Below are 24,688 nucleotides of genomic sequence, written 5' to 3'. Positions count from 1 at the left end.
ATGTTAAATATAGATAGGACGGCTTAAGTCTTTCCTAACGATGTTTATCTTGAGATCGCTGATAGGCCTCCGCCATTAAAAGCATGTGATTTTTTGCTCCATCTCCGGGACTGATCGATGGATAGCCCGTTGCCGGCGGGCTTGGTCGGTGAGACAATTCATCACGGGTCAGAAAACATAATGTTGAATTGCGCCCGTCTGGTCGGGACTATATCAGCGGGCAAGAGCAGCCGGACATATTCGGCCCGGACGAGGACAGTGCCAATGAAGACATTCCGCATCGCCATCTGGGTCGGCGTCCTGATACTGGCCGGGATTCTCGGTTGGGTCACACTCAATCTCGACACATCGAAAGACGTGGTGGCGGAAGCTCCCTATGGCGTGCCTTTCACGCTCGTCTCCCAAAGCGGACAGCCGATCACCGAGCAGGCGCTGCGCGGCAAGCCGACGGCGCTGTTCTTCGGCTTCACCCATTGCCCCGAAGTTTGCCCGACGACGCTGTACGAGTTGAACGGCTGGATGGAGAAGGTCGATCCGGACGGAACCAAGCTGCAGGCCTATTTCGTGACCGTCGATCCCGAGCGCGACACGCCCGAAGTTATCAATCAATATGTCTCCAATGTTTCCAAGCGCATCATCGGCATTTCCGGTCCGCCGGATAAGGTCACCGAGGTCATCAAAGGTTTCCGCATTTACGCCAAGAAGGTGCCTGTCGACGATAAGGATCCGAACGGCGACTATACGATGGATCATTATGCCTCGGTTTTCCTTCTTGATTCGGCTGGACGATTTGCGGGGACGATCGCCTATGGCGAAAACCCGGACACGGCGGTAAAGAAGCTGGAGAATCTCGTCAGCAAAGGGTGACAGCTTCAGCGTGATAGGGCGCTGGCTCGACCGGTGGCGGGCAACGGAAACGGGAAAGACCGCCTAACGTGAGTGAAATCCGCCTCTACGTGTCGACGACCGAAAGCCAGGCCGAATCGATCCTCGACCTCCTGAGCGAAGTCTTCGGCGAAGAAGACTTTGCCATCGGCACCACTGAAATCGATGAGAAGAAGGATATTTGGGAGGCCTCGGTCTACATGATGACCGAGGACGAGGCGGACGTGCGCTCTCGCATCGAAGCGGCGCTGCAAAGCGCCTTTCCCGATGCTCAGCTGCTGCGGGAGGTCATCCCCGACGTTGATTGGGTGGTGAGATCGCTGGAAGGACTGAAGCCGGTCAGGGCAGGGCGTTTTCTAGTGCATGGCTCGCATGACCGCGACAAGGTCCGCCCCGGCGACATCGCCATCGAGATCGATGCCGGCCAGGCCTTCGGCACCGGCCATCACGGCACGACGGCCGGCTGCCTCGAAGTGATCGATCGTGTGGTGCGATCCCGCCGCGTCCGCAACGCGCTCGATCTCGGCACCGGCAGCGGTGTGCTGGCGATTGCGGTGCGTAAGCTCAAGAACATACCGGTACTGGCCACCGACATCGACCCAATTGCAACGCGGGTGGCGGCCGAAAACGTTCGCCGCAACGGCATCGCCTCGGGCATCGTCACCAGAACCGCGCCGGGTTTTCATTCCACGGCCTTTTCCGAGCATGGTCCGTTCGATCTCATCATCGCCAACATCCTCGCCCGGCCGCTGATCCGCATGGCGCCGCAGCTTGCCGCCCATCTTGCGCCGGGCGGTTCGGTGATTCTTTCGGGGATTTTGGCTGCGCAGCGATGGAAGGTGATTGCCGCCTATAGCGGCGCGAGGCTCCGGCACGTCAGGACGATCTGGCGGAACGGCTGGGTGACGATCCATTTAGACCGGCCGTGAGTTTTTGGGCTGGGTCTGCAGTCCGCTTGTTGAGGCGCGGCGTCTTCTCCCCACCCTCATTCCTGTGCTCGTCACAGGAATCCAGCCACGGCGCGTCCGCGCCGTGAAAGACTCCATCAGACCTTGAAGAGTCTCCTGCGCCCAAGGACTTGGGCGCGCTGGATCCCTGTGACGAGCACAGGGATGAGGGAGGAGAGGTTGTGCATCTCGCCGATGCGAAACCGCTCTGCGCTACCCCGAAAATAGCAGAACTTGCCCAGCACAACAAAAAAGGCGGCGCCAGTGGCACCGCCTTGGACCGGTCTATCCGGTCAATGCCCGCGAGCTCGAAGGAGGAGGAGCGCTCGAGCGGGCTCTACTGCATTCCAATAGGCCGGTCCGGGGAGGAGACGGACGGCTTTCAGGTTCAGAACGCGTAGCTTGTGGCGCCCTGGTGGCGCGTGACGCGCTGGCCGGCACCGAGCAGCTTGAGGCTATCCTCGTTCTGCGGGCGGCGGGCGCCGATCACGTGACGCACGGTCTGGCGTTCGCCAGCCTGCACCGGGCTGCTGTATGCGAAGCGCGAGAGAGAGGCGGTCATTTCAAAAAATCCTTTGTTTGCTGGTTCGTCCGAACCGTTCGATGGCGTCTATATAGCTATTCTGAAATGCGGAGGCAGAGGGTTTTGCTCATGGGAGCCATGCGGCCAATGCAATGCGCGTGCCAAATTGACTTTTGTCGTCACAGTTCTGTCAAAATGCTGAGCGGGCTCGACGCTTTCGACTCGTTTCGTCGCTTTTTCTCCCCATCGATTGAAATTTCGCTAACATGGCCGCCATCCCATTAACCGGATTCGTCTCAAACATTCGGGTTTTCAGCATGTTTCAGTCCTTCGACGTCACCTCCACGCCGCATTTCGGCAGGGAACGGGTATCGGCACTGCGCGCGACTTTCGATTCGCTGGGCATCGACGCCTTCCTCGTGCCGCGCGCCGATGAATTCAACGGCGAATATGTTCCAGCATGCTCGGAGCGGCTGGCATGGCTGACGGGCTTTACCGGTTCGGCGGGCGTTGCGCTCATCCTGCGTGCGCAGGCGATCGTCTTCGTCGACGGGCGCTATGTGACGCAGCTTGCCGAACAGGTCGACGGCACGGTGTTTTCAGGCGGCGATCTGGTCAACGAGCCGCCGCATGTCTGGCTTGCCGCAAATGGCGCCAAGGGTCTCAAACTCGGCATCGATCCCTGGCTGCATTCCGGCGCCGAGGTTCGCCGTCTGGAAAAGGCGCTTGCGGAGATCGGCGGCACACTCACCTTCCTGCCGCACAACCCGCTCGACAGGCTCTGGAACGACCGGCCGGCCGAGCCGCTCGGCGCCGTGACCATCCAGAATGTCGCCCAGGCCGGCGTGCTGGCGAGCGACAAGATCGCGACGATCGCCGCCAATCTTACGAAGAAGAACCTCGCTGCGGTGCTGATTGCCGATCCCTCGTCGGTCGCCTGGATCTTCAACATCCGTGGCGCCGACGTGCCGCACACGCCGCATCCGCTGGCGCGCGCCATCATCCTTGCCGACGGGCGGGCCGAGCTCTTCCTTGACAAGCGCAAGACCGGCATCGAACCGGAGGCCTATCTTGGGCAGATCTGCACCCAGCTGCCGCCTTTGGCGCTGGAAGAGCGGCTTGTCGCTGTTTCGAGGGATGGCGGCCGCGTGCTGATCGATCCCGATATCGCTTCCTATGCCCTCGCCGAGATCATCCGCAAGGCGGGCGGCGAGGCGGTGGAAGGGGCCGATCCCGCCAAGCTGCCGCGGGCGGTAAAGAACGACGTCGAAATCAACGGCTCGGCCGCCGCGCATCTGCAGGATGGGGCGGCAATGGTGGAATTCCTCTACTGGCTGTCGCAGGAAAAACCCGGCACGGTCAGCGAGATCGCCGCTGCCGAACGGCTCGAAGCGGCGCGTGCCCGCGTCGGCCAGAACATGCAGAACCCGCTGAAGGACATTTCCTTCGATACGATATCGGGCGCCGGCGAACATGCGGCGATCATGCATTACCGCGTGACGACCGAGACCGACCGGATGATCGAGGCCGGCGAACTCTTCCTGATCGATTCCGGCGCGCAATATATCAACGGCACAACCGACATCACCCGCACCGTCGGCATAGGCGCGGTTTCGGAGGAGCATCGCCGCTTCTTCACGCTGGTGCTGAAGGGCATGATCCAGATCAGCACGGCGCGTTTTCCTAGGGGTACGCGCGGCTGCGACCTCGATCCGCTGGCCCGTATCGCGCTGTGGCGGGCGGGGGCCGATTTCGCCCATGGTACGGGCCACGGCGTCGGCTCCTATCTCTCGGTGCATGAGGGGCCGCAGCGCATCTCCAGGCTTTCGACGCAGGAGCTGCTGCCCGGCATGATCCTTTCGAACGAACCGGGTTATTATCGGCCCGGCAGCTTCGGCATCCGCATCGAAAACCTGATCTATGTGCGCGGCGCCGAGGAGATCGAGGGCGGCGACATGGCCATGCTCGGCTTCGAGACGCTGACTTTCTGCCCTATCGACCGCAGCCTCGTCATCCCCGAGCTTCTGACTCATGACGAGCTGCACTGGTTCAATGATTATCACCACCGTACGCGCGAGGCGCTGATGCCGCTGATCCACGATCACGACGTCAGGGCATGGCTCGAGAACGCGACGCTGCCCTTGGAGTATTAGGGATAATCGCGCCATAGCGCCGGCGTTAGACGCCGGCGCTATGGCGCCAGATCATCACGACGATCCAGGCGGCGACCAGCATCCATGTATGGGTGAAACGCAGGCCGACAAAGAGAGCGACGGCGAGCGCCAGCTTCGTATCCCAGCCGCCGATGAAGAAGGCAGGTGCGACCAGCGTCGTCAGAACAGCGGCCGGCACGGCGTTCAGCGCCGCCTCCATGCGCGGCGGGATGCTCTTCATTCGGGTGATAAGGACATAGCCGCCGATGCGGGTGGCGAAGGTGGCGGCAGCGGCGGCGAGGATGACGAGCGCCATGTGAAGATCGAATTCCATGGCTCAGACCTCATGCACTTCGGATTGCAGGGCATCGGCTTCCAGATCCGGCTCCTGCCGGGGCAATGGCAGCAGGGCGGCGAGCACGATACCGGCAGCCGCGCCGAGGCTCACATGCCAGGGCGAGCCGACATAACGATAGGCGAGGACGGAAGCCACCGCGCTGACGAGCGCCACGGGCAGGAAATTGTCGCGCTTGCGGAAACCGAGGACGATGCCGAGGAAATAGGCCGGCAGCAGGATGTCGAGGCCGATCGCCTTGGGGTCGCCGATGAAGCCGCCGAGCATGCCGCCGGCGACACTGATCAGCACCCATGGAATGTAGATGATGATGCCGAAGCCGAAATACCAGGCGAAGGTCAGCGGTTTTCCGGCCTCGCTGCGCTTCACAGCTTCGGCAAACTGCGGATCGACGAGCAGGAAGAAGGTGAAGAATTTCTGCACCGGCGTGAAATGGCCGATATAGCGCGCGAGCGCCGCCGAGTAGAGCACGTGGCGAAAATTGACGGCGAGGATTGACAGCACGATCAGCCAGGCGTGGACATTGTGGCCGAAGAGCTCGATGCCGACCATCTGGCTGGCGCCGGCATAGACCGTGGCGCTCATGAAGGCGGCTTCGGCAAGCGACATCCCGTTTTCGACCGCCAGCGCCCCGAACAGAGCGCCGAAGGGCGCCGACGCCAGCGCAACGGCGGAGCCTCCTCGCAAACCTTCAACAAAGTCGGCGCGATTCATCTGGATGATCCTTTTGGAAATTCAGTTTTCCCTTATGGTCTGCGATCTGCAACGGCAATTGAATTTCGTTGATTGATCAATCGATTTCGCTGAAGCATCAACCTACTGATCGTAACCGGCGGAGAGGGTGCCTATGAAGAAGATCGAATTTACCAAGGAAGCGAAAGCGGCGATCGTCTCGCGCATCCGCCGCTATTTCGAGACGGAACTCGACCAGCCGATCGGCGCGCTGCCGGCGGAGTTCCTGCTCGACTTCTTCGCCGAGGAGATCGGCGCTCACTATTACAATCAGGGTGTTCGCGATGCACACGCCGCCCTTTCGAAGAAGATGGAGGACCTCGCCGAGGACATCTATCTGCTCGAGCGTGACGAGAAGAACAAGGCTGCGGGCGCCTGAGCCGGCGCTTCACCCCTCGCGCTTCATCCGCTCCCGACGCGCCAGTTCGGCCTGCGAGGGATCCTGCATCGCGAAGCTGCCGGGCTTGACCTCGCCGGCGCGCTGATAGACGCTCATGGTGACGCCCGTCGTCGATACCGAGCTGGCGGTGAGCTTCAGCGCTGCCGGTGTGGCGCCCGTGCCGAACAGGCGCTTCCCGGGGCCGAGGATGAGCGGGAAGGTCAGGAGCCGGAGTTCGTCGATTAAGTCGTGCGCCAGCAGCGTTTGCAACAGGCCGCTGCTGCCCTGCGTCAGCAGGTCGGGGCCGTCCTCCTGCTTCAGCCGGGCGATTTCGGCGGCGGCATCGCCGCGCAGCGGAACGGAATTTTCCCAGGTGAGCGGCTCTTGCGATGTCGTCGCGACATATTTGGTCGCGGCATTGAAGACCTTTCCGATGGGGTCGTCTTGCCCGACAAAGGGCCAGTGCGCGGCGAAGATCTCGTAGGTCTTGCGGCCGAGCAGCAGAGCGAAGGGATCGGTAAAGATCCCGTCCATGAAGTCCCCCATCGGCTCGTCCCAGTAATTGACGGTCCAGCCGCCAAGTTTGAAGCCGCCGGTCGGATCTTCCTCGGGCGCGCCGGGCGCCTGCATAACGCCGTCCAGGCTCACGAAGGCCGCAGTCACAAGCTTTCTCATCTCTCAACTCCCATGTTTGGTTCGTTCAGAAGCAAGGACGGATCGATATAAGCCGAACCGACACCGGACGCATCAATCCGGCGAGTATATTTCACCTTAACGTCAAATTATCGGGGCGCCGCTATGGTCACGGCATTTTCGATGACCGGATTGCTTCCGTTGGCTGTTATTGTCTCTAAAATCGATGAACCTCGATCAACAACGCTCTGCAAGACGTTGATCTTTCTGGTGTGGTTTGCGCTGGCATCCGCGCTTTGTTGGTCAGAAACCGTGTGGCGCGATGAGGTTCGCGCCTTGTCGCTGGCCCTTCAGGGAGAGAATTTCGTCGACATGCTTCGTCAGATGCAGGGCGAAGGTCATCCGGCTCTCTGGTATATCCTGTTGCGCGCCGCTTATCTTGTCATCGGCTCACCGGTCGTCCTGAAAATCGTCGCACTGACGATCGCGGCCGCCTCGGCCTACCTTCTTGTTTTCAGGCTTGAACTGCCGCGCTCGATTATGCTGCTGTCGTTGTTCAGCAGCTTTTCGGTTTTCGACTACGCCGCGATGTCGCGAAATTACGGCATCAGCATGCTTTTGGTCTTCCTTATCGTCCTGAGCTGGGAGAGGGGAATGCGCAACGGCATGGTGCTCGGCCTGTTGTTTGCCTTGCTGGCAAATACCAACGTCCACTCGGTCGTGCTGGTCGGCGGCTTTCTTGCCTATTGGTTTTTCGATCTGATCCTTGCGCGTCCAAGACCTTTTCTGTCGGCATATCGCGCCTTTGCGACAGCCGCAGCCTTTGCCGCGGTCGGCGTTCTTCTGTGTGTCATTACAGTCTATCCGACCTTCAACGATGCCGGGCAGAACGATCTCGCAGGCAAGAATTTCGCTCCGCTAGTCCTTTATGCCTTTGCCGGGGCGCCTTCCTATTTCATGGAGTTCTACCCCGACAGGATCCTTCGACTGGTCTTGGCCGATCCATTGCTTGCTCGGGTTTTCGCCTCGCTGATGGCGGTGCTCATCTATGGCAGTCTGCTTGGGCTGGCCAACCGGCCGCCGGCGATGTTCGCGGCCGCATCGGTTCTCCTAGGGCTTTCGCTGCTTTTTACGCTTGTCTACCCAGGCAACTACAGACATCAGGCCTTATGGCTAATCTTCATGATCGGCATCACTGCTTTGACCACGTCGCCTCGGCCCGGTTCCGCGGGTATAGCCGGTGTCGAGGCAGCTGGTGGCGTCGTCAAGATCGGGCGTCTGTGCCTCATAATATTGCTGGCGCTGCAGGTAGCCTCCGGTATCGAAAAGATCCATCAGTTCCTCTTCACCGACATTCCGCTGAGCCGAGCCCGGGATCTCGGGTCGTTCATTCAATCGCGCCCGGACCTCAAGGATGCGATCATCATGGCGGATCCCGATTATCTCGTGGAACCCTTGCCCTATTACATCCCCAATCGCACCTATCTTCTACGGGAGCAACGGTTCGGCGGGATCGTGCGGTATACCCGCAATGCGCGGCTTTCGCTCAGCCTTGCCGATATACTGCAGACGGCGCGGCAACTGCAGCAGAGCGAGCGCGCGCCCATCGTCATTCTTCTCTCACAGCGGCTTGACCGAATTGCCGCGCCCGTCTCATTGCGCGAAAGTTACAGTTGGCTGCTGTCTCTGACGCCGGAGGAGATTTCCGCATTCCGGAGCGAGACGACCCTCGTCAAGCGTTTCGGCCCCGTTGCCGGCAGCGATGAGACATTCGATGCCTATCTGTTGAAATAGGAGATTGGCGGTTCATTCGCGCAAGGCATCCGCACTGTTGATCACGGCAATGCCGTGCGCCCGCATCTCATCGATGGCGGCGGCGACTCCTTCAGGCGTGATGCCGCGGCTGGCGTCCTCGATGAAGCGCACGCGCAAGCCCGGCATCATCTCCAGCGCGTCGAGGGCGGAGAATTTGACGCAGTAATCGGTCGCCAGCCCGCAGACGTCGAGGTCGGTCACACCCTGATCTTCAAGGAAATCGGAAAGGCCGGTCGAAGCGTCGCGGTCATTGTCGCGGAAGGCCGAATAGCTGTCGATCCCGGGATCCTCGCCCTTCTGCTGGATGAGGTCGATTTCTTCGGATTTGAGCTCCGGATGCAGTTCGGCATCGAGCGTGCCCTGGATGCAGTGGTCGGGCCACATCATCTGCGGCTTGCCGGACAATTCCCCCATCTCGAAGGGGGCGGCACCCGGATGGGCGGAGGCGAAGCTGCCGTGGCCGGGCGGGTGCCAGTCTTGCGAAGCGACGATCAGATCGTATTTGCCGCTGTCGATCAGCCTGTTTGCGACGGGAACGACCTTGTCGCCGTCCGGCACCGGCAGGTTTCCTCCCGGACAGAAGCCGTTCTGGATATCGACGAGCAGCAGCGCTTTCATCAAGGCCAATCCCTTCGCGTTATGGCAATGCAAATGCCAAATGCACCGAATGCATCAACTACTGAATTCCCGGAAGCCCGCATGCAAGCGTTAATTCTTACACTGTTGGTAGCAGTCGGCGGAAAAGAATTTGCTAATTCAACCAATGCGATAGGTGCCGGTTGCGTCCGGCAAAGAGGGCGGCCTTGTCGGCCGCCCCGATTTCTGCCTTTCTTGCCTCAGCAGCCAGCCGAGACCGAGACCCATGTCCGAACCCCAGACAGATGAAAAGATCGATGCAACCTTCCGCAACGGATCGTTAACGGCAACCGGAATCATTCTTGGTTTCTCGCTCAACTTCATCAGTCTGTGGGTTTCCAACCCGAATGACTGGAGCCCCGTCGATCTGCTGCCGATGGCATTCCTGACCGTCGGCATCGCCATTCAGGTAAAGGTGTTTGCCGATCTTTTGGCGCGAGACTCGCTGCTCGCCGTCAAATACGACCGGGCGCGTCGGCTGTTCCTGATCGGATTGTCGATCGTCGCCATCGGAATGGGGATCGCTCTGCTGAACGATATCCTCGGGCTCAGCAGTATGCGGATGTTCGGGTGACTGTTCCTGCGGTTCGTCACGCGGTCAGACGCGCTCGACGAAACCGTCCAGCACCCGCTTCTGCCCCGCACGGTCGAAGTCGATCGTCAGCTTGTTGCCTTCGATGCCGGTAATGTTGCCATTGCCGAATTTCATGTGGAATACGCGATCGCCAAGGGTGAAGCGCGACGGCTCCGACGAGGTCGACTTCGCCACCAGCTCGCCATCGATCGTGCGTCCCTTCGGGCCGCTTTCGCCATAGCCGATGCGTTCGACGGCGTGGCCGGAGCGGGTGCCCCAGTTGTCGCGCGTGGCATCGGTCTTGTTGGCCTGGGCACGTTTCCAGCCGGGCGTGGAATAGGAGTTGGCGAAAGGTTCGGCCTTGTCGAAGCGGGACTGGCCGTAGCCGCCGCGGCCGTAACCGCCGTAGCTCTGCTCCATCTCGGCGACCTCGACATGGGTTTCCGGCAGCTCGTCAAGGAAACGCGAGGGCAGCGTCGATTGCCAGAGGCCGTGGATGCGGCGGTTGGAGACGAACCAGATGTGGCAGCGGCGCTTGGCGCGGGTGATGCCGACATAGGCCAGCCGGCGTTCCTCCTCCAGGCCGGCGCGGCCGCTTTCATCCAGCGAGCGCTGGTGCGGGAACAGGCCTTCCTCCCAGCCGGGCAGGAAGACGGTATCGAATTCCAGGCCCTTGGCCGAATGCAGCGTCATGATCGAAACGGCGTCGAGGTTCTCGTTGGTCTCTGCATCCATGACGAGGGAGACGTGCTCGAGGAAACCGCGCATCGACTCGAAGCTCTCCATCGAGCGGATCAGTTCTTTCAGGTTTTCAAGGCGCCCGGGCGCTTCGGCGCTCTTGTCGTTCTTCCACATATCGGTATAGCCGGACTCCTCGAGGATCTGCTCGGCAAGTTCGGTATGCGGTGTGTTTTCAAGCAGTTCCTGCCATCGGCGGAAAGATTGAATCACGTCGAAGAGGGCTTTGCGCGCCTTCGGCTTCAACTCGTCGGTCTCGATCATGTCGGCCGCCGCCGCCAGCATCGGGATGTCGCGGGCACGGGCATAATCATGCAGGGCCCGCACCGTCGTGTCGCCGAGGCCGCGCTTCGGCGTGTTGATGATGCGCTCGAAAGCCAAGTCGTCGGCCGGTTGGGCGACCAGGCGGAAATAGGCCATGGCATCGCGGATTTCCAAGCGCTCGTAGAAGCGCGGGCCGCCGATGACCCGGTAATTGAGGCCGAGGGTGACGAAGCGGTCTTCGAACTCGCGCATCTGGAAGGAGGCGCGCACGAGGATCGCCATGTCGTTCAGCAGATGCTTGCCCCGCTGGAGCTGCTCGATCTCTTCGCCGATGGCGCGGGCTTCCTCCTCCGAATCCCAGGAGGCGTGGACCTGCACCTTGACGTCGTCGGGATCGGCGCGGTCGGTGAACAGCGTCTTGCCCAGGCGGCCTTCATTATGGGCGATCAGATGGGCGGCCGCACCGAGGATATGTTCGGTCGAGCGATAATTGCGCTCGAGCTTGATCACCTTGGCGCCGGGGAAATCCTTCTCGAAGCGCAGGATATTGTCGACCTCGGCACCGCGCCAGCCGTAGATGGACTGGTCATCGTCGCCGACGCAGCAGACATTCTGCGGCTCGCCCTTGCTGCGCTGGGCAAGTAGCCTCAGCCACATATATTGTGCGGTATTGGTGTCCTGATACTCGTCGACGAGGACATAACGGAAGCGGCCGTGATATTCCTTGAGGAGATCCGGGTTCTTGCGGAAGATCGCGATCGGATGCATCAGCAGATCGCCGAAATCGCAGGCGTTGAGCGTCGACAGGCGCGCCTGATAGGCGAAATAGAGATCACGGCCGCGGCCATTGGCGAAGGCACGCGCGTCGCCTTCGGGAATATCGGCCGGGCCGAGACCCTTGTTCTTCCAGGTGTCGATCATGCCGGCGAACTGCTTGGCCGGCCAGCGCTTGTCGTCAAGACCTTCGGCCTGGATCAGCTGCTTGATCAGGCGGACGACGTCGTCGGTGTCGAGAATGGTGAAATCGGAGCTGAGGCCGACGAGTTCGGCGTGACGGCGCAGAAGCTTGACGCCGATCGAATGGAAGGTGCCGAGCCAGGGCATGCCCTCGACGGCGCCACCGACGAGGAGCGCGATGCGCTCCTTCATCTCGCGGGCGGCCTTGTTGGTGAAGGTGACGGCGAGAATCTGCGATGGGAAGGCGCGGCCGGTATTGAGGATGTGGGCGATGCGCGTGGTCAGTACTCGTGTCTTGCCGGTGCCGGCGCCGGCAAGGACGAGAACCGGACCTTCCAAGGTTTCCACGGCTTCCGTCTGTTCGGGATTGAGGCCCGCGAGGTAATCCGGTCGCTTGCCGCCGTCTCGCGCCGCCATGGCGCGGGCGGCGATACCGCCGCCGGCAGCGGGCGCCCTTCCGGCGGGTGCGGCAGGCGGCTGCGGCTTGCGCGCCATTTCGCCCGGCTCTTCGTCGAAGAAGGGGATGTCGTCAAAACTATTGCTCATGGCGCGTAATGTAGTGATTCGGGAGGGAAAGACCAGAAAAGATGTTCTGCTTTCATTCCCGGACTGCCGCGATCCCAGGCGGTTCGCCGCCACGGCACTGCGGCAACGGATCGGAATGTGGCGGCTGGGACCGCGGCGACTGCCGAAAAACTTATGCGGCAGCTGTCGGCGCCGGCGCCGGATCGACGTCCTTGGATCATCGAACAACGATCCGGATCATCCCGCCGAAAGCCATCAGGAGGAAGTTTCATGCCGAAGGTCATCTCAAATCTCTGGTTCGCGGAGCAAGCGCGCGAAGCTGTCGAATTCTACATATCCATCATCCCCGATTCCAGGATCGGCCGCACGACTATATTGCCGGCGGAAACGCCGAGCGGTCCTCCCGGCAGCGTCGAGCTGATCGAGTTCACCCTCGGCGACCAGGCTTTCCTGGCGATGAAGGCCGGCCCGCTCGACAGCTTCAATCACTCCTTCTCGATCGCGGTTTTGCTGGAAAGCCAAGCCGAGATCGATCGGGTCTGGGATGCTTTTCTCGCCAATGGCGGCACGCCTGAGGCTTGCGGCTGGCTGAAGGATCGCTGGGGTCTTTCCTGGCAGATTGTGCCGCGGGTGCTTTCGGAAATGGTCGCTGACAGCGATCGCGAGCGGGCGAGGCGGGTGAGCGAGGTGATGCTCGGCATGGTCAAGATCGATATCGCCGCGCTGGAAAAGGCGTTCAACGGCTGACGGCGCGGGCGGGCGCGTGGTCACGATGCGCCCGTGCTATTCTGTCGGAGGAAGAGAGCGCGATTCGCCACCCGTACCGACCGGGCTTGTCGGCCGCCGATTTCCCGCAGCTCGAATCACCGGCGCCATTGCACACCTTTTTGACAGTCATGTCACGTCGCTAAATGTGCTGATATCGCGATGGGCCTTTTCTCAACTACAATATGAAACAGTTTCGTAGAGTAAAAAAATACCGGTGCATGCAATTTTTTGTGCATTGCCACAAACAGCCGGTGAGCGTCGAATATACCTACGAAACTATTGATTCTTAGGAACGCCGTGGCCATCTCGATGGTTATACGGCTTAGAGCCTGCGGCATAACCTTAATGGAGGTCCCATGCTGAGTGAATCCGTATTCGATGCGTTCACGCGCAGTTATGAAGCGCGCCGCGAGACCGACATCTCGGTTTCGGAATATCTCGACCTCTGTAAAAAAGAACCGATCGCCTATGCGAATGCGACGGAGCGCCTGCTCGCTGCCATAGGCGAGCCGCAGATGGTCGACACCGCCAGGGATGCGCGCCTCGGCCGGATCTTCATGAACCGGACTATAAGGGTCTATCCAGCGTTTGCCGGCTTTCACGGCATGGAAGAGACCATCGAACGCATTGTTTCGTTCTTCCGGCACGCGGCGCAAGGACTCGAGGAGCGCAAGCAGATTCTCTATCTGCTCGGCCCGGTCGGCGGCGGCAAGTCATCGCTGGCGGAGCGGCTGAAGCAGTTGATGGAGGTCCATCCGATCTACGTGCTGAAAGCGGGCGACGAGATCAGTCCCGTGTTCGAGAGCCCGCTCAACCTCTTCGATCCTGAGACGATGGGCTCGCTCCTCCAGGAGCAGTATGGCATCCCGCTGCGGCGCCTGAACGGGCTGATGAGCCCTTGGTGCCTGAAGCGGCTCGACGATTTCGGCGGCGATATTTCCCGATTCCGCGTGGTCAGGATACAACCTTCGCGGCTGCGCCAGATTGCGATCGCCAAGACCGAGCCCGGCGACGAGAACAACCAGGACATTTCCTCGCTGGTCGGTAAGGTCGATATTCGCAAGCTGGAAACCTACTCGCAGAACGATCCCGACGCCTACAGCTATTCCGGCGGGCTCAACCGCGCCAACCAGGGCATTCTCGAATTCGTCGAAATGTTCAAGGCGCCGATCAAGATGCTGCATCCACTGCTGACGGCAACGCAGGAAGGCAACTATATCGGCTCCGAAAATATCGGTGCCATACCCTTCTCCGGCATCGTCCTCGCGCATTCGAACGAGGCGGAATGGCAGACCTTCAAGGCCAACAAGAACAACGAGGCCTTCATCGACCGTATCTGCGTGATCAAGGTGCCCTATTGCCTCCGGGTGACGGAGGAACAGAAAATCTACGAGAAACTGATCGAGGGATCCGAACTGGCGGATGCACCATGCGCACCGGCAACGCTCGAAATGCTGGCGCGTTTCTCCGTGCTTTCTCGCCTGCGCAAGCATGAGAACTCGACCTTCTTCTCGAAGATGCGCACCTATGACGGCGAAAGCCTGAAGGAAAGCGATCCGCGCGCCCGCAGCGTTCAGGAATACCGGGATGCTGCCGGCATAGACGAAGGCATGGACGGGATATCGACCCGCTTCGCCTTCAAGGTGCTCGCCTCCACCTTCAATCACGACACCACGGATATCGGCGCTGATCCCGTCCATCTGATGTATGTGCTGGAACAGGCGATCCGTCGCGAGCAGTTTCCCGACGATGTCGAGAAGCGTTATCTGGAATTCATCAAGGCCGATCTTGCGCCGCGTTATGCAGAGTTCATTGGCAACGAGATCCAGAAGGCCTATCTTGAATCCTATGCGGACTACGGACAGAACCTGTTCGACCGCTACGTAGACTATGCCGATGCCTGGATCGAAGATGTCGACTTCAAGGATCCCGATACCGGCCAGCTTCTCGACCGCGAGCTCCTCAATCAGGAACTGACGAAAATCGAAAAGCCGGCTGGAATCGCCAATCCGAAGGACTTCCGCAACGAGATCGTCAAGTTCTCGTTGCGATCGCGGGCAGCCAACGGCGGAAAAAATCCGTCGTGGACGAGCTACGAGAAGATCCGGGAAGTCATCGAGAAGCGTATGTTCTCTCAGGTCGAGGATCTTTTGCCGGTCATTTCCTTCGGATCGAAGAAGGATTCGGAAACCGAAAAGAAGCATAGCGAATTCGTCTCGCGCATGGCCGCGCGAGGTTACACGGAGCGGCAGGTTCGGCGCCTTGTCGAATGGTACATGCGCGTCAAACAGGCAAGTTAATGCGGAGCCATTATGCACATTGTCGACCGGCGGCTAAATCCGCGCGGTAAAAGTCTGGAAAATCGTCAGCGGTTCCTTCGACGCATGAAGGGAGCCGTGCAGCAGGCGGTGAAACGTTCGCTGCAAAACCGAAACATTCGAGACGTGCTCGACGGCGGGGAGATCAGCCTGCCGATCGATGGGATGGCCGAACCGAGCCTGCGCAGGGGTGAGGGCGGTATTGCCGATCACATCCTGCCCGGAAACCGGGCCTTCGTCGAAGGCGACATCATTCCGCGGCCGCCGAGCGGGAGGGGTGGAAAACCAAAGGATGCGGGCGAAGGCGATGGTGAGGACGGCTTCCGTTTCGTCCTGACGCGGGAGGAATTCCTCGATGTGTTCCTCGACGATCTTGAACTGCCCGATCTCGCCAAGCGGCGTCTAGCCGAAACCGAGGAGGAAACGCCGTTCCGGGCCGGCTATTCGGTTTCGGGATCGCCCTCCAACATCGCCGTCGGCCGCACGACGAAGCTTGCGATGATGCGCCGTGTCGCGCTTGGCCGTCCGCGCCGCGAGGAAATCGAAGCGCTGCAGCGGCAGATCGAGGAATGCGAGGACGACGAGAGCCGTCTGGCGCTTGAGGCAAAGCTAAAATCGCTGACGGAGAAAAGCCGGCGCATTCCCTATATCGATCCGCTCGACGTTCGGTATCGCCGCTTCGAAAACGAGCCGAAGCCTGTGGCGAAGGCAGTGATGTTCTGCCTGATGGACGTCTCGGGCTCCATGTCGGAGCACATGAAAGACCTGGCCAAGCGGTTTTATCTGCTGCTCTATCTTTTCCTGTCGAAACGCTACAAGAAAGTGGAAATCGTCTTCATCCGTCATACCGACAGGGCCGAAGAGGTCGACGAGGAAACCTTCTTCTACGGTCCGGCGACGGGCGGCACGCTTGTTTCCAGCGCCCTTGCGGCGATGCGGGCAATCATCGCGGCGCGCTTCGATCCGGCCGAGTGGAACATCTACGGCGCCCAGGCTTCGGACGGCGATAACGCCCATTCGGACGGAAACCTGACCGGGCAGTTGTTGCGCGAAATTCTGCCGCTGTGCCAGTATTTCGCCTATATCGAAGTCGGTGAGGAAGGCGGGGATTCATCCATATCCCGGTCACCGCTGTGGATGCTCTATGACGGGATCCGTTCCGAGCCGCTGCCGCTGTCGATGCGGAAAGTCTGCCGGCGAGGCGAGATATTCCCTGTTTTCCACGACCTGTTCCAGAAACGTGACGCACAGTCAAAGGTGACGCCATGACCATGACGGTGAGGCCGAGAGACCGGCTTTTGTTCGAGGGGGCCGACTGGGACTTCGCAACACTGCAGCGCATTCATGATGCCTGCGAGGAGATCGCCCTCGGCGAACTCGGCCTCGACGTCTATCCGAACCAGATCGAAGTCATTACGTCGGAGCAGATGCTGGATGCCTATTCCTCAACCGGCATGCCGCTCTTTTACCGGCACTGGTCGTTCGGTAAACACTTCGCGCATCATGAGACCTTCTACCGTCGCGGTATGCGCGATCTCGCTTACGAGATCGTCATCAACAGCTCCCCTTGCATCTCCTATCTGATGGAGGAGAACACGGCGACGATGCAGACGCTTGTCACCGCCCATGCCGCCTTCGGTCATAATCACTTCTTTAAGAACAATTATCTCTTCAAGCTTTGGACCGATGCCGAGGGTATTCTCGATTACCTCGACTTCGCAAAGGGTTATATCACGCGTTGTGAGGAACGTTACGGCGAGACGGCAGTCGAACGGACGCTTGATGCAGCGCATGCGCTGATGTCGCACGGGGTGCATCGGTACGCGGGCAAGACCGCCATCGATCTTCGTCAGGAGGAGAAGCGGCAGCAGGAGCGCCGCGCCCACGAAGAGCAGATGTTCAACGACCTGTGGCGCACGGTTCCCGTCGGCAAGGCGAAAAAGGCCGGTGACATCGGCTTGGAGAAGCGTCGCGCCGCGCTCGGCCTGCCTCAGGATAATATACTGTATTTTCTTGAGAAATCTGCACCGCGACTGCAGCCCTGGCAGCGCGAGATTCTTCGCATCGTCCGCCATGTCGCGCAATACTTCCATCCCCAGCGGCAGACGAAGGTCATGAATGAGGGAACCGCAACCTTCGTCCACTACCAGATCATGAACCGGCTTCACGAGCGGGGGCAGATCAGCGACGGGAACTTCCTCGAATTTCTGAAGTCGCATGCCAATGTCGTCTTCCAGCCAAGCTATGACGATCGACGGTTCTCGGGATTTAATCCCTATGCGCTTGGTTTTGCGATGATGCAGGATATCGAGAGGATCGTCACGAAGCCGACGGAAGAGGATCGCACGTGGTTCCCTGACATCGCCGGCCGCGGCGATGCGATGGCGGTCCTGCGCGACATCTGGGCCAATTACCGCGACGAGAGTTTCATCAGCCAGTTCCTGAGCCCGAACCTCATCCGGCAATTGCGGCTCTTCCATCTCTACGACGATCCGGAACAGGCCGAGGGTGTGCTGGTTTCGGCGATCCACAATGAGCGGGGCTACCTGCGCATCCGCCGCCAGCTCTCCCGCGAATATGATATCGGCTGGACCGATCCGGCAATCGATATCGTCGATGTCGACCTCGCCGGCGATCGCCGGCTGCTGCTGCAGCATATCGTCATGAACGGCTGCTATCTTCAGGAAAACGACACGAAGCTTGTCCTGCAGCATCTCGCCGATCTCTGGGGCTACGACGTCTTGCTCCAGGAAATCGACGGTTCCAGTACGGTGGCGAGGGAGCACACGGCGAGCCCGCGTAAGATCGTTCAATAATCGCGGCACCGGTGGCATGCTTGTCTGTTGCTAGTCGCTGATATATATCACGATAGCTATCGCAATGGAGAGGCTGTCATGGCAACGAAAACGGCTAAGATTTTTACGACCGGCCGCAGCCAGGCGGTGAGGCTCCCTGCGGAGTTTCGCTTTGAGGAGAGCGAAGTGTTCGTTCGTCGTGATCCGAAGACCGGTGATGTCATATTATCGCGCAAGCCGGATTCATGGGATGGCCTTTTCGAACTCCATCGGAAGGATCCGATTCCGGACGATTTCCTTGGACCGGCCGATCGTCGCCAACCTTCGCAAGATCGGGATCCGTTCGAAGGTTGGAAGGAATGACGGCATGGATGCTCGACACCAATATCGCCAGTCATGTCATCAAAGGCGATCGGCCGGAGATACTTAAAAGACTGGCGACGCTTCCAATGGACGAGATCGTCATCTCATCGATCACGGAAGGGGAATTGCTCTACGGTCTTGCCAAGCGAGGCTATCCGAAGGCGCTATCCGAGCGGGTAAGGCAATTCCTTCTCAGGGTCGATGTTCTCCCCTGGGATCACGACGTCACGCGAACCTATGGTGACCTGCGCGCCGCCTGTGAAGCCAAAGGCACGATTCTGGCGCCCCTGGACATGATGATTGCCGCTCATGCCGTCGCGACCGCGGCAACCCTCGTCACGCGTGACAAGGCTTTCGCTCACATTTCTGAGCCTTTAAAGGTCGATGACTGGACGGGCGGAAGAAGCTGAACCGCTTACATCAGGAATGATGGATGATCGATCAGCAATTACCGGTGGCAACAAAGGCAAAGCCTTCGTAATCTGCTGTCGTTGCGATCCCTCCGGGTCGGACAGCGCGGAGACGAAGGACCATGGGTGAAACGCGGCGCAAGCTGACGACGATCTTCTGTGCTGACGTGCAGGACTATACGCGGCTGATGGGAGCCGACGAGGAGGGGACGCTTGCAACGCTGAAGCGCTGCCGGGAGGCGATGGGGCGGCTGATCGAAAGCCATGGCGGCCGTGTCGTCAACACCTGGGGCGATGGGCTGATCGCCGATTTCCCGAGCGTGGTCGAGGCCGTGCGTGCAGCCGTCGACACGCAGAACGAACTTGCCGGCTTCAACGCCCGCCGCCCGGACGACGGGCGCATGCTGTTCCGTATCGGCCTCAATCTCGGCGATGTGATCGTCGAGGGCGACGACATCTATGGCGACGGCGTCAACATCGCCGCGCGGCTGCAGGCCTCGGCGGCGCCGGGCGGAATCGTTATATCGAGTACGGTGTACGACCAGGTTCGCAACAAGGTGGCCGTCGGTTTCGAATTTCTCGGGCCGCTGATGGTCAAAAATGTCGAGGAAGGCGTGCCGAGCTATGCGGTGAGGATCGGCGACGGCAGTGACGAGGCGCCGTCTGCCGAGCGGCCTGCCGCTGCCCGGCCATTGCCGGCGGCCGCGGTCAGGGCGGAGACAAGTCCGGCTCCGGGCGGACGAAGACTGTATGCCATGCTCGGCGTCATCGCCGCCGTGCTGATCGGTATCAATCTTTTGTCGTGGCAGGGCGTTTTCTGGGCGCGCTTTCCCGTGCTTGCGCTCGCCGTCGTTGCGGCGCTGGCCTGGAACCGTGGCCAGACCCTCTTCGATCGTAAGCTCGCGGCGCTGGTGATCGTGGCACTCGGCATCATCGGCATCAACCTCTTCACCTGGGAAGGACGCTTCTGGGCGGTGTGGCCTGTGCTGGGGCTGGCGGCGGTGCTCGGCCTGCGGTGGTCAATGCGTCGGTGACATTCACCGGCACTGGTTGCGCTGAGCAATCTTGCCTGGAACCCGGCTTCGTCAAGACGTTTGCAAGCTTGTTCAAGCAAAAGTGAGCGACGCGGTGATTTCCATTCTTTGCTGATATTACAAATCGGTAATGCCGGGTGCTTATGCTTGCCGTTAAGCTGTAAACGCGCGATATTGTCGCATCAACAGGGTTCTTGATCCCTGGGGGACTTCGACCCCACAGCGCCTCTTTCGACCGACCCTGGTCCAACCTCGAGTCCCTCCGGAGACGTGAATGGCCTTTTGGAAGCAGTTCGTACTTTCGCTCATCGTCATTATTGCCGGCTTTGCCGCATGGGTATTCTTTATGCCGGGTGCCGGCGATATGATGCGCGATGCCGGCATTCCAGAGAGCCTCGTTTCCAAGATCGCACCGAAGGCTGAAGAGACAGCAGATGCTGGGGCGCAGGGCCAGCGGCGTAGCCAGGGCGAGGGCCAGGGGCAGAACCGCCGCAGTGGCGGCGGGCGCAACAGCGCGATTCTCGTCGCGACCGAGGCTGTCGTCCAGGGCGTCGTCAACGATCGGCTGAACGCCATCGGCACAGGTGACGCGATCCGCTCGGTTGCCGTGACGCCGCAGGCATCCGGGACGATTCGCGAGATTCTCATCAAGTCGGGCGACAGGGTGAAGGCCGGCCAGGTGCTGGCCAAGCTCGACAGCGAGGAGCAGGTGATCGCCCGCGGTCAGGCGGATGTGGCGGTTAGGGCCGCCGTCGAAAAATCCAATCTCTATCACAACATCCAGTCCAGCGTGTCGCGCATGGACGTGTTCGATTCCGAGATCGCCGAGCAGGGCGCCCGCCTGCAACTGCAGGCGGCCGAGCTCAATCTCGCGCGGCGCAATATCGTGGCGCCGATCGACGGCATCGTCGGCATCGTGCCGGTCAATATCGGCGACAACGTCACGACGACGACGCCGATCGTCACCCTCGACGACCGTTCGGAAATCCTTGTCGATTTCTGGGTGCCGGAGCGCTTTGCCAATACGGTGGCGGTCGGCCAGCCGGTCGAGGCGATGTCGGTGGCAAAGCCGGGGCAGATGTTCTCGGGCGTGATCGAGGCCGTCGATAACCGCATCGATGCAGCGAGCCGCACGCTGCGCCTGCGCGCCCGGATCGACAACTCGTCGGACGAGCTGCGCGCCGGTATGTCCTTCAGCGTCAGCATGAAATTCCCCGGCGACAAATATCCGGCGGTCGATCCGCAGTCCGTGCAGTGGGATGCGCAAGGCTCCTTCGTCTGGCAGGTGACTGACGACAAGTCGCATAAGGTGCGGGTCAGCGTTGTGCAACGCAATCCCGACTTCATTCTCGTCAACGGCGATCTCAAGGACGGTGACAAGATCGTAACGCAGGGCCTGCAGCGCGTGCGTGAGGGCGGGGCGGTGCGTGTTTCCGCCGATGTCGCCGCGAATGCGGAGGTCGCGACCCAATGAGCGTGACCGAGATTCATCAGGGCGGATCGTCGGGAAAGCAGAGCTTCACCGCGCTTTTCGTTCGCCGGCCTATCCTGGCGCTGGTGTTCAACACGCTGATGGTCGTTGCCGGCCTCGCGGCCTATGTCGGCGTCGAGGTGCGCGAGCTGCCGGATGTCGACCGTCCCGTCGTCACCGTGCGCACCACTTTCGACGGTGCATCGCCGCAGACGATCGACCAGGAATTGACCAAGGTGATCGAGGGTGCAGTCGCCCGCGTCAGCGGCCTGAAATCGATCTCGTCCACCTCTTCCTTCGGCCAGAGCCGCGTGACGCTCGAATTTTCCGATGCGATCGATCTCGCAGTCGCCGCCAACGACGTGCGCGATGCGATCGGCCGCATCACCCAGAACCTGCCCGACGAGGCGGATGCGCCGCAGATCGTCAAGGCGGATTCGGATTCCTCGGCGATCATGCGCCTTGCCGTCACCTCCACCAACCTCAACATGGACGACCTGACTCAGCTCGTCGAGAACGAGGTGATCGATCGGCTGGCTTCCGTCGACGGCGTGGCCGACGTCGAGGAATATGGCGACCAGGAGAAGGTCTTCCGCGTCGATGTCGATCAGGGCGCGCTGGCGAGCCGCGGGCTCACCATCGGCGACCTGACGAAGGCGCTCGACAATGCCGCGCTCGATGTGCCGGCCGGTTCGCTGAAGAGTGCGACGCAGGATATCGTCGTGCGCGCCACCGCCAACCTGCAGACGCCGGCGGATTTTTCCAATGTTATGCTGCAGGACCGCGTCCGGCTGGGCGACGTCGCGACGGTGACGCTTGGGCCGCGCGACGGTGACACGACACTGCGCTCCAACGGCAAGCCCGGCATCGGCCTCGGCATCATCCGCCAGGCGCAATCGAACACGTTGAATATCTCGACCGGCATCAAGGCCGCCGTCGAGCAATTATCGAAAACGCTGCCGGAGGGAACGACGATCGCCATCACCAGCGACGACGCCGTCTTCATCCAGGGCGCGATCCATGAGGTGGTGCTGGCGCTGGTGCTCGCCGCCGTCATCGTCACCGCCGTCATCTATCTCTTCCTGCGCGACTGGCGGGCGACGCTGATCCCGGCGGTCAGCATGCCGGTGGCGCTGATCGGCACGCTGGCGGCAATCTACATGGTCGGCTTCTCGATCAACATTCTGACGCTGCTCGCCATCGTGCTGGCGACCGGCCTCGTCGTCGACGACGCGATCGTTGTGCTCGAAAACATCGTGCGCCGCCGCGCCGAGGGCATGGGGCCGCGCGCGGCCGCCGTGCTCGGCACGCGCGAGGTGTTCTTCGCTGTCGTCGCCACGACCGCGACGCTGGCGGCCGTGTTCATCCCGCTCTCCTTCCTGCCGGGACAGGTCGGCGGCCTGTTCCGCGAATTCGGCTTCGTGCTCGCCTTCTCGGTCGGGCTGTCATCGATCGTGGCGCTGACGCTCTGCCCGATGCTCGCCTCGCGCATGCTGACGAAGCCGATGATTGAGGATCACGGTGCGCTCGGCCGCTTCGGCGGCGCGCTTGCCCGTCTCTACAAATGGGCGCTGCATGGCTGTCTCAACGCGCCCGGGGTCGTCATCCTGTTCTCGGTAATCTTTGCCGGTGCAGCGGTCATCGCCTTTTCCACGGTCAAGAGCGAGCTGACGCCGGAAGAGGACCGGTCGATGGTGATGATGCGGCTGACGACGCCGCAGGGATCGAGCCTCGAATATACCCGCGACAAGATGCAGCTCGTCGAGGAATATCTGCAGCCGCTGGTCGACAGCGGCGACATTCGCAACGTCTTTTCGATCTCCGGCCAGGGCGGTTCGCTGAATAGCGGTTTCATGGTGCTGACGCTCGCTCCCTGGGGTGAACGCCACCGGACTCAGGCCGAGATCGTCGCCGACATCAACCAGGCGGCGGCGAAGGTGCCGGCGCTGCGCGGCAACGCGATCTCCTCCAACAGTCTGCGTATTCGCGGCGCCGGCAGCGGCGTGCAGATGGCGCTGGTCGGCAATGATCACGAGGCGCTGACTGCTGCGGCCGCCAAGCTGGTGCAGGCGCTCGAGGCCACCGGCCAATATGATACGCCGCGCCTGACCAACGAACCGAGCCAAGCGCAGGTATCGGTGGCGATCGACCGCGAGCGCGCCTCAGACCTCGGCATCGACATCACCGGGCTTTCGACGGCGATCCAGTCACTGCTCGAAGGGCGCTCGGTGGTCGACGTCTTCGTCGACGGCGAGTCCTATCCCGTGCTTTTGACCTCGACGACGCGGCCTATCGACGATCCCACAGATCTCGAGAACGTGTTCCTGAAGACAGGCGACGGCAAGATCGTGCCGATGTCGGTCATCGCCACGATGAAGGAAGGCTCGGTTGCGCCGCAGCTGAACCGCGAGCAGCAGCTCGCCTCCGTCGCGATCACAGCCGGCCTGAAGAACAACATGTCGCTCGGCGATGCCGTCAAGCAGGTGACCGAACTCGCCGAGCCGCTGCTGCCGCCGGGCGCGCGCCTGCTGCCGCTTGCCGAAGCCGCGACGCTGGAAGAGAACTCGAACGGCATGGCGCTGACCTTCGGTTTCGCCATCGTCATCATCTTCCTGGTGCTGGCGGCGCAGTTCGAAAGCGTGCTGTCATCGCTGATCATCATGTCAACGGTGCCGCTCGGCCTTGCCTGCGCCGTCTTCGCGCTTGTTATCACCGGCTCCAGCCTCAACATCTACAGCCAGATCGGCCTGGTGCTGCTCGTCGGCGTCATGGCCAAGAACGGCATTCTGATCGTCGAATTCGCCAATCAGCTGCGCGACAGGGGCGAGGACGTGCGCTCCTCGATCGAGAAGGCCTGCGCGCTGCGCCTTCGCCCTGTGATGATGACGATGATCGCCACCATTCTCGGTGGCGTGCCGTTGGTCTTCGCCCATGGCGCAGGTGCGGAGGCGCGCGTGGCACTCGGCTGGGTGATCGTCGGCGGTCTCGGTTTCGCGACTCTGGTAACGCTGTTCATCACGCCGGTCGCCTATCTGCTGCTTGCCCGCTTCGCCAAGCCGCACGCCCATGAGGAAGCGCGCCTGCACGAGGAGATGACGGTCGCCACCCGGCCTCGCGCCGCACCAGACGAAGAGCAGCTGCAAGCCGCAGAATGAGGCTTGCATCAGACTGAATCCCCCGCCGGATTCCCATTCGGCGGGGTTTGTTATGGTATATCAAGCCTTGCCAAATAAGATAAATTTCGTCTGAAGATTAGCCGTTTGTTAAGTATAAGCGGCAATGATCGTGACCAGGAACCAACTGGTCTTCTCCGTTTCTCGAAGGCCGCAACGCGCTGGATTCAGCGACCCCGGACATGAGTGTCCGCGCGGATGGTTCATTCCTGGTTCAGTTGCGTTCTGTTGTGTTTTTGG

Annotated in this window: 21 protein-coding genes; 15 read left to right on the top strand and 6 right to left on the bottom strand. The window is 60.9% G+C overall.

Annotation, left to right across the window (positions count from 1 at the left end):
* Positions 1-264 precede the first annotated feature (264 nt).
* Positions 265-867: an SCO family protein gene (locus tag EFR00_RS18625; protein ID WP_077993009.1), complete on the top strand. Its 603-nt coding sequence runs from the start codon at positions 265-267 to the stop codon at positions 865-867.
* A 68-nt stretch (positions 868-935) separates the two neighbouring features.
* Positions 936-1,814, top strand: a complete 879-nt coding sequence (locus EFR00_RS18620; RefSeq protein ID WP_009996126.1) for a 50S ribosomal protein L11 methyltransferase — start codon at positions 936-938, stop codon at positions 1,812-1,814.
* Between the two features lie 406 nt (positions 1,815-2,220).
* Here the strand turns inward: EFR00_RS18620 and EFR00_RS33075 are convergent, their stop codons facing one another.
* Positions 2,221-2,394 (bottom strand): hypothetical protein, encoded by a 174-nt coding sequence (locus EFR00_RS33075; protein WP_009996123.1) that lies wholly within the window; start codon positions 2,392-2,394, stop codon positions 2,221-2,223.
* 278 nt (positions 2,395-2,672) lie between these two features.
* Between EFR00_RS33075 and EFR00_RS18615 the strand changes: the two genes are divergently transcribed.
* Positions 2,673-4,508, top strand: a complete 1,836-nt coding sequence (locus EFR00_RS18615; RefSeq protein WP_077993101.1) for an aminopeptidase P family protein — start codon at positions 2,673-2,675, stop codon at positions 4,506-4,508.
* A gap of 25 nt (positions 4,509-4,533) precedes the next feature.
* Here EFR00_RS18615 and EFR00_RS18610 read toward each other — a convergent pair whose 3' ends face one another.
* Together EFR00_RS18610 and EFR00_RS18605 are read right to left on the bottom strand one after the other, a co-directional pair.
* The gene (locus tag EFR00_RS18610; protein ID WP_038690094.1) at positions 4,534-4,842 is read right to left on the bottom strand and encodes an AzlD family protein; all 309 of its coding nucleotides are present in this window, start codon (positions 4,840-4,842) and stop codon (positions 4,534-4,536) included.
* Positions 4,843-4,845: 3 nt separating this feature from the next.
* Positions 4,846-5,577 (bottom strand): AzlC family ABC transporter permease, encoded by a 732-nt coding sequence (locus EFR00_RS18605; RefSeq protein WP_009989009.1) that lies wholly within the window; start codon positions 5,575-5,577, stop codon positions 4,846-4,848.
* A 133-nt stretch (positions 5,578-5,710) separates the two neighbouring features.
* Between EFR00_RS18605 and EFR00_RS18600 the strand changes: the two genes are divergently transcribed.
* A complete protein-coding gene (locus tag EFR00_RS18600; protein WP_038690092.1) occupies positions 5,711-5,974 on the top strand; it encodes a DUF2164 domain-containing protein in 264 nt (87 codons plus the stop codon).
* Positions 5,975-5,983: 9 nt separating this feature from the next.
* Here the strand turns inward: EFR00_RS18600 and EFR00_RS18595 are convergent, their stop codons facing one another.
* Entirely contained in the window at positions 5,984-6,649 is a 666-nt protein-coding gene (locus tag EFR00_RS18595; protein ID WP_077993007.1) for a dihydrofolate reductase family protein, read from the bottom strand.
* Between the two features lie 159 nt (positions 6,650-6,808).
* On the opposite strand from EFR00_RS18595, the gene EFR00_RS18590 reads away from it, so the two are divergent.
* Positions 6,809-8,401: a hypothetical protein gene (locus EFR00_RS18590; protein ID WP_077993098.1), complete on the top strand. Its 1,593-nt coding sequence runs from the start codon at positions 6,809-6,811 to the stop codon at positions 8,399-8,401.
* A gap of 12 nt (positions 8,402-8,413) precedes the next feature.
* Here the strand turns inward: EFR00_RS18590 and pncA are convergent, their stop codons facing one another.
* Positions 8,414-9,040 carry a bifunctional nicotinamidase/pyrazinamidase gene (gene pncA / locus EFR00_RS18585; RefSeq protein WP_051649896.1) on the bottom strand — a complete coding sequence of 209 codons (627 nt, stop codon included), beginning with the start codon at positions 9,038-9,040 and terminating at the stop codon, positions 8,414-8,416.
* Positions 9,041-9,284: 244 nt separating this feature from the next.
* On the opposite strand from pncA, the gene EFR00_RS18580 reads away from it, so the two are divergent.
* On the top strand, positions 9,285-9,632 hold the full coding sequence (locus EFR00_RS18580; protein ID WP_077993096.1) for a hypothetical protein: 348 nt from the start codon (positions 9,285-9,287) through the stop codon (positions 9,630-9,632).
* A 24-nt stretch (positions 9,633-9,656) separates the two neighbouring features.
* Here the strand turns inward: EFR00_RS18580 and EFR00_RS18575 are convergent, their stop codons facing one another.
* Positions 9,657-12,137, bottom strand: a complete 2,481-nt coding sequence (locus EFR00_RS18575; protein WP_077993005.1) for an ATP-dependent helicase — start codon at positions 12,135-12,137, stop codon at positions 9,657-9,659.
* A gap of 249 nt (positions 12,138-12,386) precedes the next feature.
* On the opposite strand from EFR00_RS18575, the gene EFR00_RS18570 reads away from it, so the two are divergent.
* From EFR00_RS18570 to EFR00_RS18525, 9 genes are all read left to right on the top strand, one after another.
* Entirely contained in the window at positions 12,387-12,863 is a 477-nt protein-coding gene (locus EFR00_RS18570; protein ID WP_077993004.1) for a VOC family protein, read from the top strand.
* A gap of 377 nt (positions 12,864-13,240) precedes the next feature.
* The gene (locus EFR00_RS18560) at positions 13,241-15,184 is read left to right on the top strand and encodes a PrkA family serine protein kinase (protein WP_038690085.1); all 1,944 of its coding nucleotides are present in this window, start codon (positions 13,241-13,243) and stop codon (positions 15,182-15,184) included.
* 12 nt (positions 15,185-15,196) lie between these two features.
* Positions 15,197-16,471 carry a YeaH/YhbH family protein gene (locus EFR00_RS18555; RefSeq protein ID WP_038690084.1) on the top strand — a complete coding sequence of 425 codons (1,275 nt, stop codon included), beginning with the start codon at positions 15,197-15,199 and terminating at the stop codon, positions 16,469-16,471.
* Positions 16,468-18,018: a SpoVR family protein gene (locus EFR00_RS18550; RefSeq protein ID WP_039620973.1), complete on the top strand. Its 1,551-nt coding sequence runs from the start codon at positions 16,468-16,470 to the stop codon at positions 18,016-18,018. Before EFR00_RS18555 ends, EFR00_RS18550 begins: the two co-directional genes overlap by 4 nt.
* 78 nt (positions 18,019-18,096) lie before the next feature.
* Positions 18,097-18,360, top strand: coding sequence for an antitoxin (locus tag EFR00_RS18545; RefSeq protein WP_010061195.1), 264 nt, complete (start codon positions 18,097-18,099; stop codon positions 18,358-18,360).
* The gene (locus EFR00_RS18540) at positions 18,357-18,770 is read left to right on the top strand and encodes a type II toxin-antitoxin system VapC family toxin (RefSeq protein WP_077993003.1); all 414 of its coding nucleotides are present in this window, start codon (positions 18,357-18,359) and stop codon (positions 18,768-18,770) included. The genes EFR00_RS18545 and EFR00_RS18540 overlap by 4 nt, the downstream gene beginning before the upstream one ends.
* Positions 18,771-18,892: 122 nt before the next feature.
* Complete coding sequence (locus EFR00_RS18535; protein WP_077993001.1) at positions 18,893-19,804, top strand: adenylate/guanylate cyclase domain-containing protein; 912 nt, start codon at positions 18,893-18,895, stop codon at positions 19,802-19,804.
* A 274-nt stretch (positions 19,805-20,078) separates the two neighbouring features.
* Positions 20,079-21,278, top strand: coding sequence for an efflux RND transporter periplasmic adaptor subunit (locus EFR00_RS18530; RefSeq protein ID WP_077992994.1), 1,200 nt, complete (start codon positions 20,079-20,081; stop codon positions 21,276-21,278).
* The gene (locus tag EFR00_RS18525; RefSeq protein WP_077992993.1) at positions 21,275-24,430 is read left to right on the top strand and encodes an efflux RND transporter permease subunit; all 3,156 of its coding nucleotides are present in this window, start codon (positions 21,275-21,277) and stop codon (positions 24,428-24,430) included. The genes EFR00_RS18530 and EFR00_RS18525 overlap by 4 nt, the downstream gene beginning before the upstream one ends.
* Positions 24,431-24,688: the final 258 nt, after the last annotated feature.

Source organism: Rhizobium sophoriradicis, assembly GCF_003939025.1.
GTDB lineage: Bacteria > Pseudomonadota > Alphaproteobacteria > Rhizobiales > Rhizobiaceae > Rhizobium > Rhizobium sophoriradicis.
This window is presented reverse-complemented; position numbering and strand designations above follow the sequence as displayed.

What these genes read in the sequence shown, in the direction of transcription:
- pncA (WP_051649896.1), bottom strand. Translation starts at nt 9,040, where the DNA reads ATGAAAGCGCTGCTGCTCGTCGATATCCAGAACGGCTTCTGTCCGGGA.
- EFR00_RS33075 (WP_009996123.1), bottom strand. Translation starts at nt 2,394, where the DNA reads ATGACCGCCTCTCTCTCGCGCTTCGCATACAGCAGCCCGGTGCAGGCT.
- EFR00_RS18530 (WP_077992994.1), top strand. Translation starts at nt 20,079, where the DNA reads ATGGCCTTTTGGAAGCAGTTCGTACTTTCGCTCATCGTCATTATTGCC.
- EFR00_RS18580 (WP_077993096.1), top strand. Translation starts at nt 9,285, where the DNA reads ATGTCCGAACCCCAGACAGATGAAAAGATCGATGCAACCTTCCGCAAC.
- EFR00_RS18625 (WP_077993009.1), top strand. Translation starts at nt 265, where the DNA reads ATGAAGACATTCCGCATCGCCATCTGGGTCGGCGTCCTGATACTGGCC.
- EFR00_RS18545 (WP_010061195.1), top strand. Translation starts at nt 18,097, where the DNA reads ATGGCAACGAAAACGGCTAAGATTTTTACGACCGGCCGCAGCCAGGCG.
- EFR00_RS18555 (WP_038690084.1), top strand. Translation starts at nt 15,197, where the DNA reads ATGCACATTGTCGACCGGCGGCTAAATCCGCGCGGTAAAAGTCTGGAA.
- EFR00_RS18525 (WP_077992993.1), top strand. Translation starts at nt 21,275, where the DNA reads ATGAGCGTGACCGAGATTCATCAGGGCGGATCGTCGGGAAAGCAGAGC.
- EFR00_RS18605 (WP_009989009.1), bottom strand. Translation starts at nt 5,577, where the DNA reads ATGAATCGCGCCGACTTTGTTGAAGGTTTGCGAGGAGGCTCCGCCGTT.
- EFR00_RS18560 (WP_038690085.1), top strand. Translation starts at nt 13,241, where the DNA reads ATGCTGAGTGAATCCGTATTCGATGCGTTCACGCGCAGTTATGAAGCG.
- EFR00_RS18540 (WP_077993003.1), top strand. Translation starts at nt 18,357, where the DNA reads ATGACGGCATGGATGCTCGACACCAATATCGCCAGTCATGTCATCAAA.
- EFR00_RS18600 (WP_038690092.1), top strand. Translation starts at nt 5,711, where the DNA reads ATGAAGAAGATCGAATTTACCAAGGAAGCGAAAGCGGCGATCGTCTCG.
- EFR00_RS18550 (WP_039620973.1), top strand. Translation starts at nt 16,468, where the DNA reads ATGACCATGACGGTGAGGCCGAGAGACCGGCTTTTGTTCGAGGGGGCC.
- EFR00_RS18535 (WP_077993001.1), top strand. Translation starts at nt 18,893, where the DNA reads ATGGGTGAAACGCGGCGCAAGCTGACGACGATCTTCTGTGCTGACGTG.
- EFR00_RS18575 (WP_077993005.1), bottom strand. Translation starts at nt 12,137, where the DNA reads ATGAGCAATAGTTTTGACGACATCCCCTTCTTCGACGAAGAGCCGGGC.
- EFR00_RS18610 (WP_038690094.1), bottom strand. Translation starts at nt 4,842, where the DNA reads ATGGAATTCGATCTTCACATGGCGCTCGTCATCCTCGCCGCCGCTGCC.
- EFR00_RS18595 (WP_077993007.1), bottom strand. Translation starts at nt 6,649, where the DNA reads ATGAGAAAGCTTGTGACTGCGGCCTTCGTGAGCCTGGACGGCGTTATG.
- EFR00_RS18570 (WP_077993004.1), top strand. Translation starts at nt 12,387, where the DNA reads ATGCCGAAGGTCATCTCAAATCTCTGGTTCGCGGAGCAAGCGCGCGAA.
- EFR00_RS18615 (WP_077993101.1), top strand. Translation starts at nt 2,673, where the DNA reads ATGTTTCAGTCCTTCGACGTCACCTCCACGCCGCATTTCGGCAGGGAA.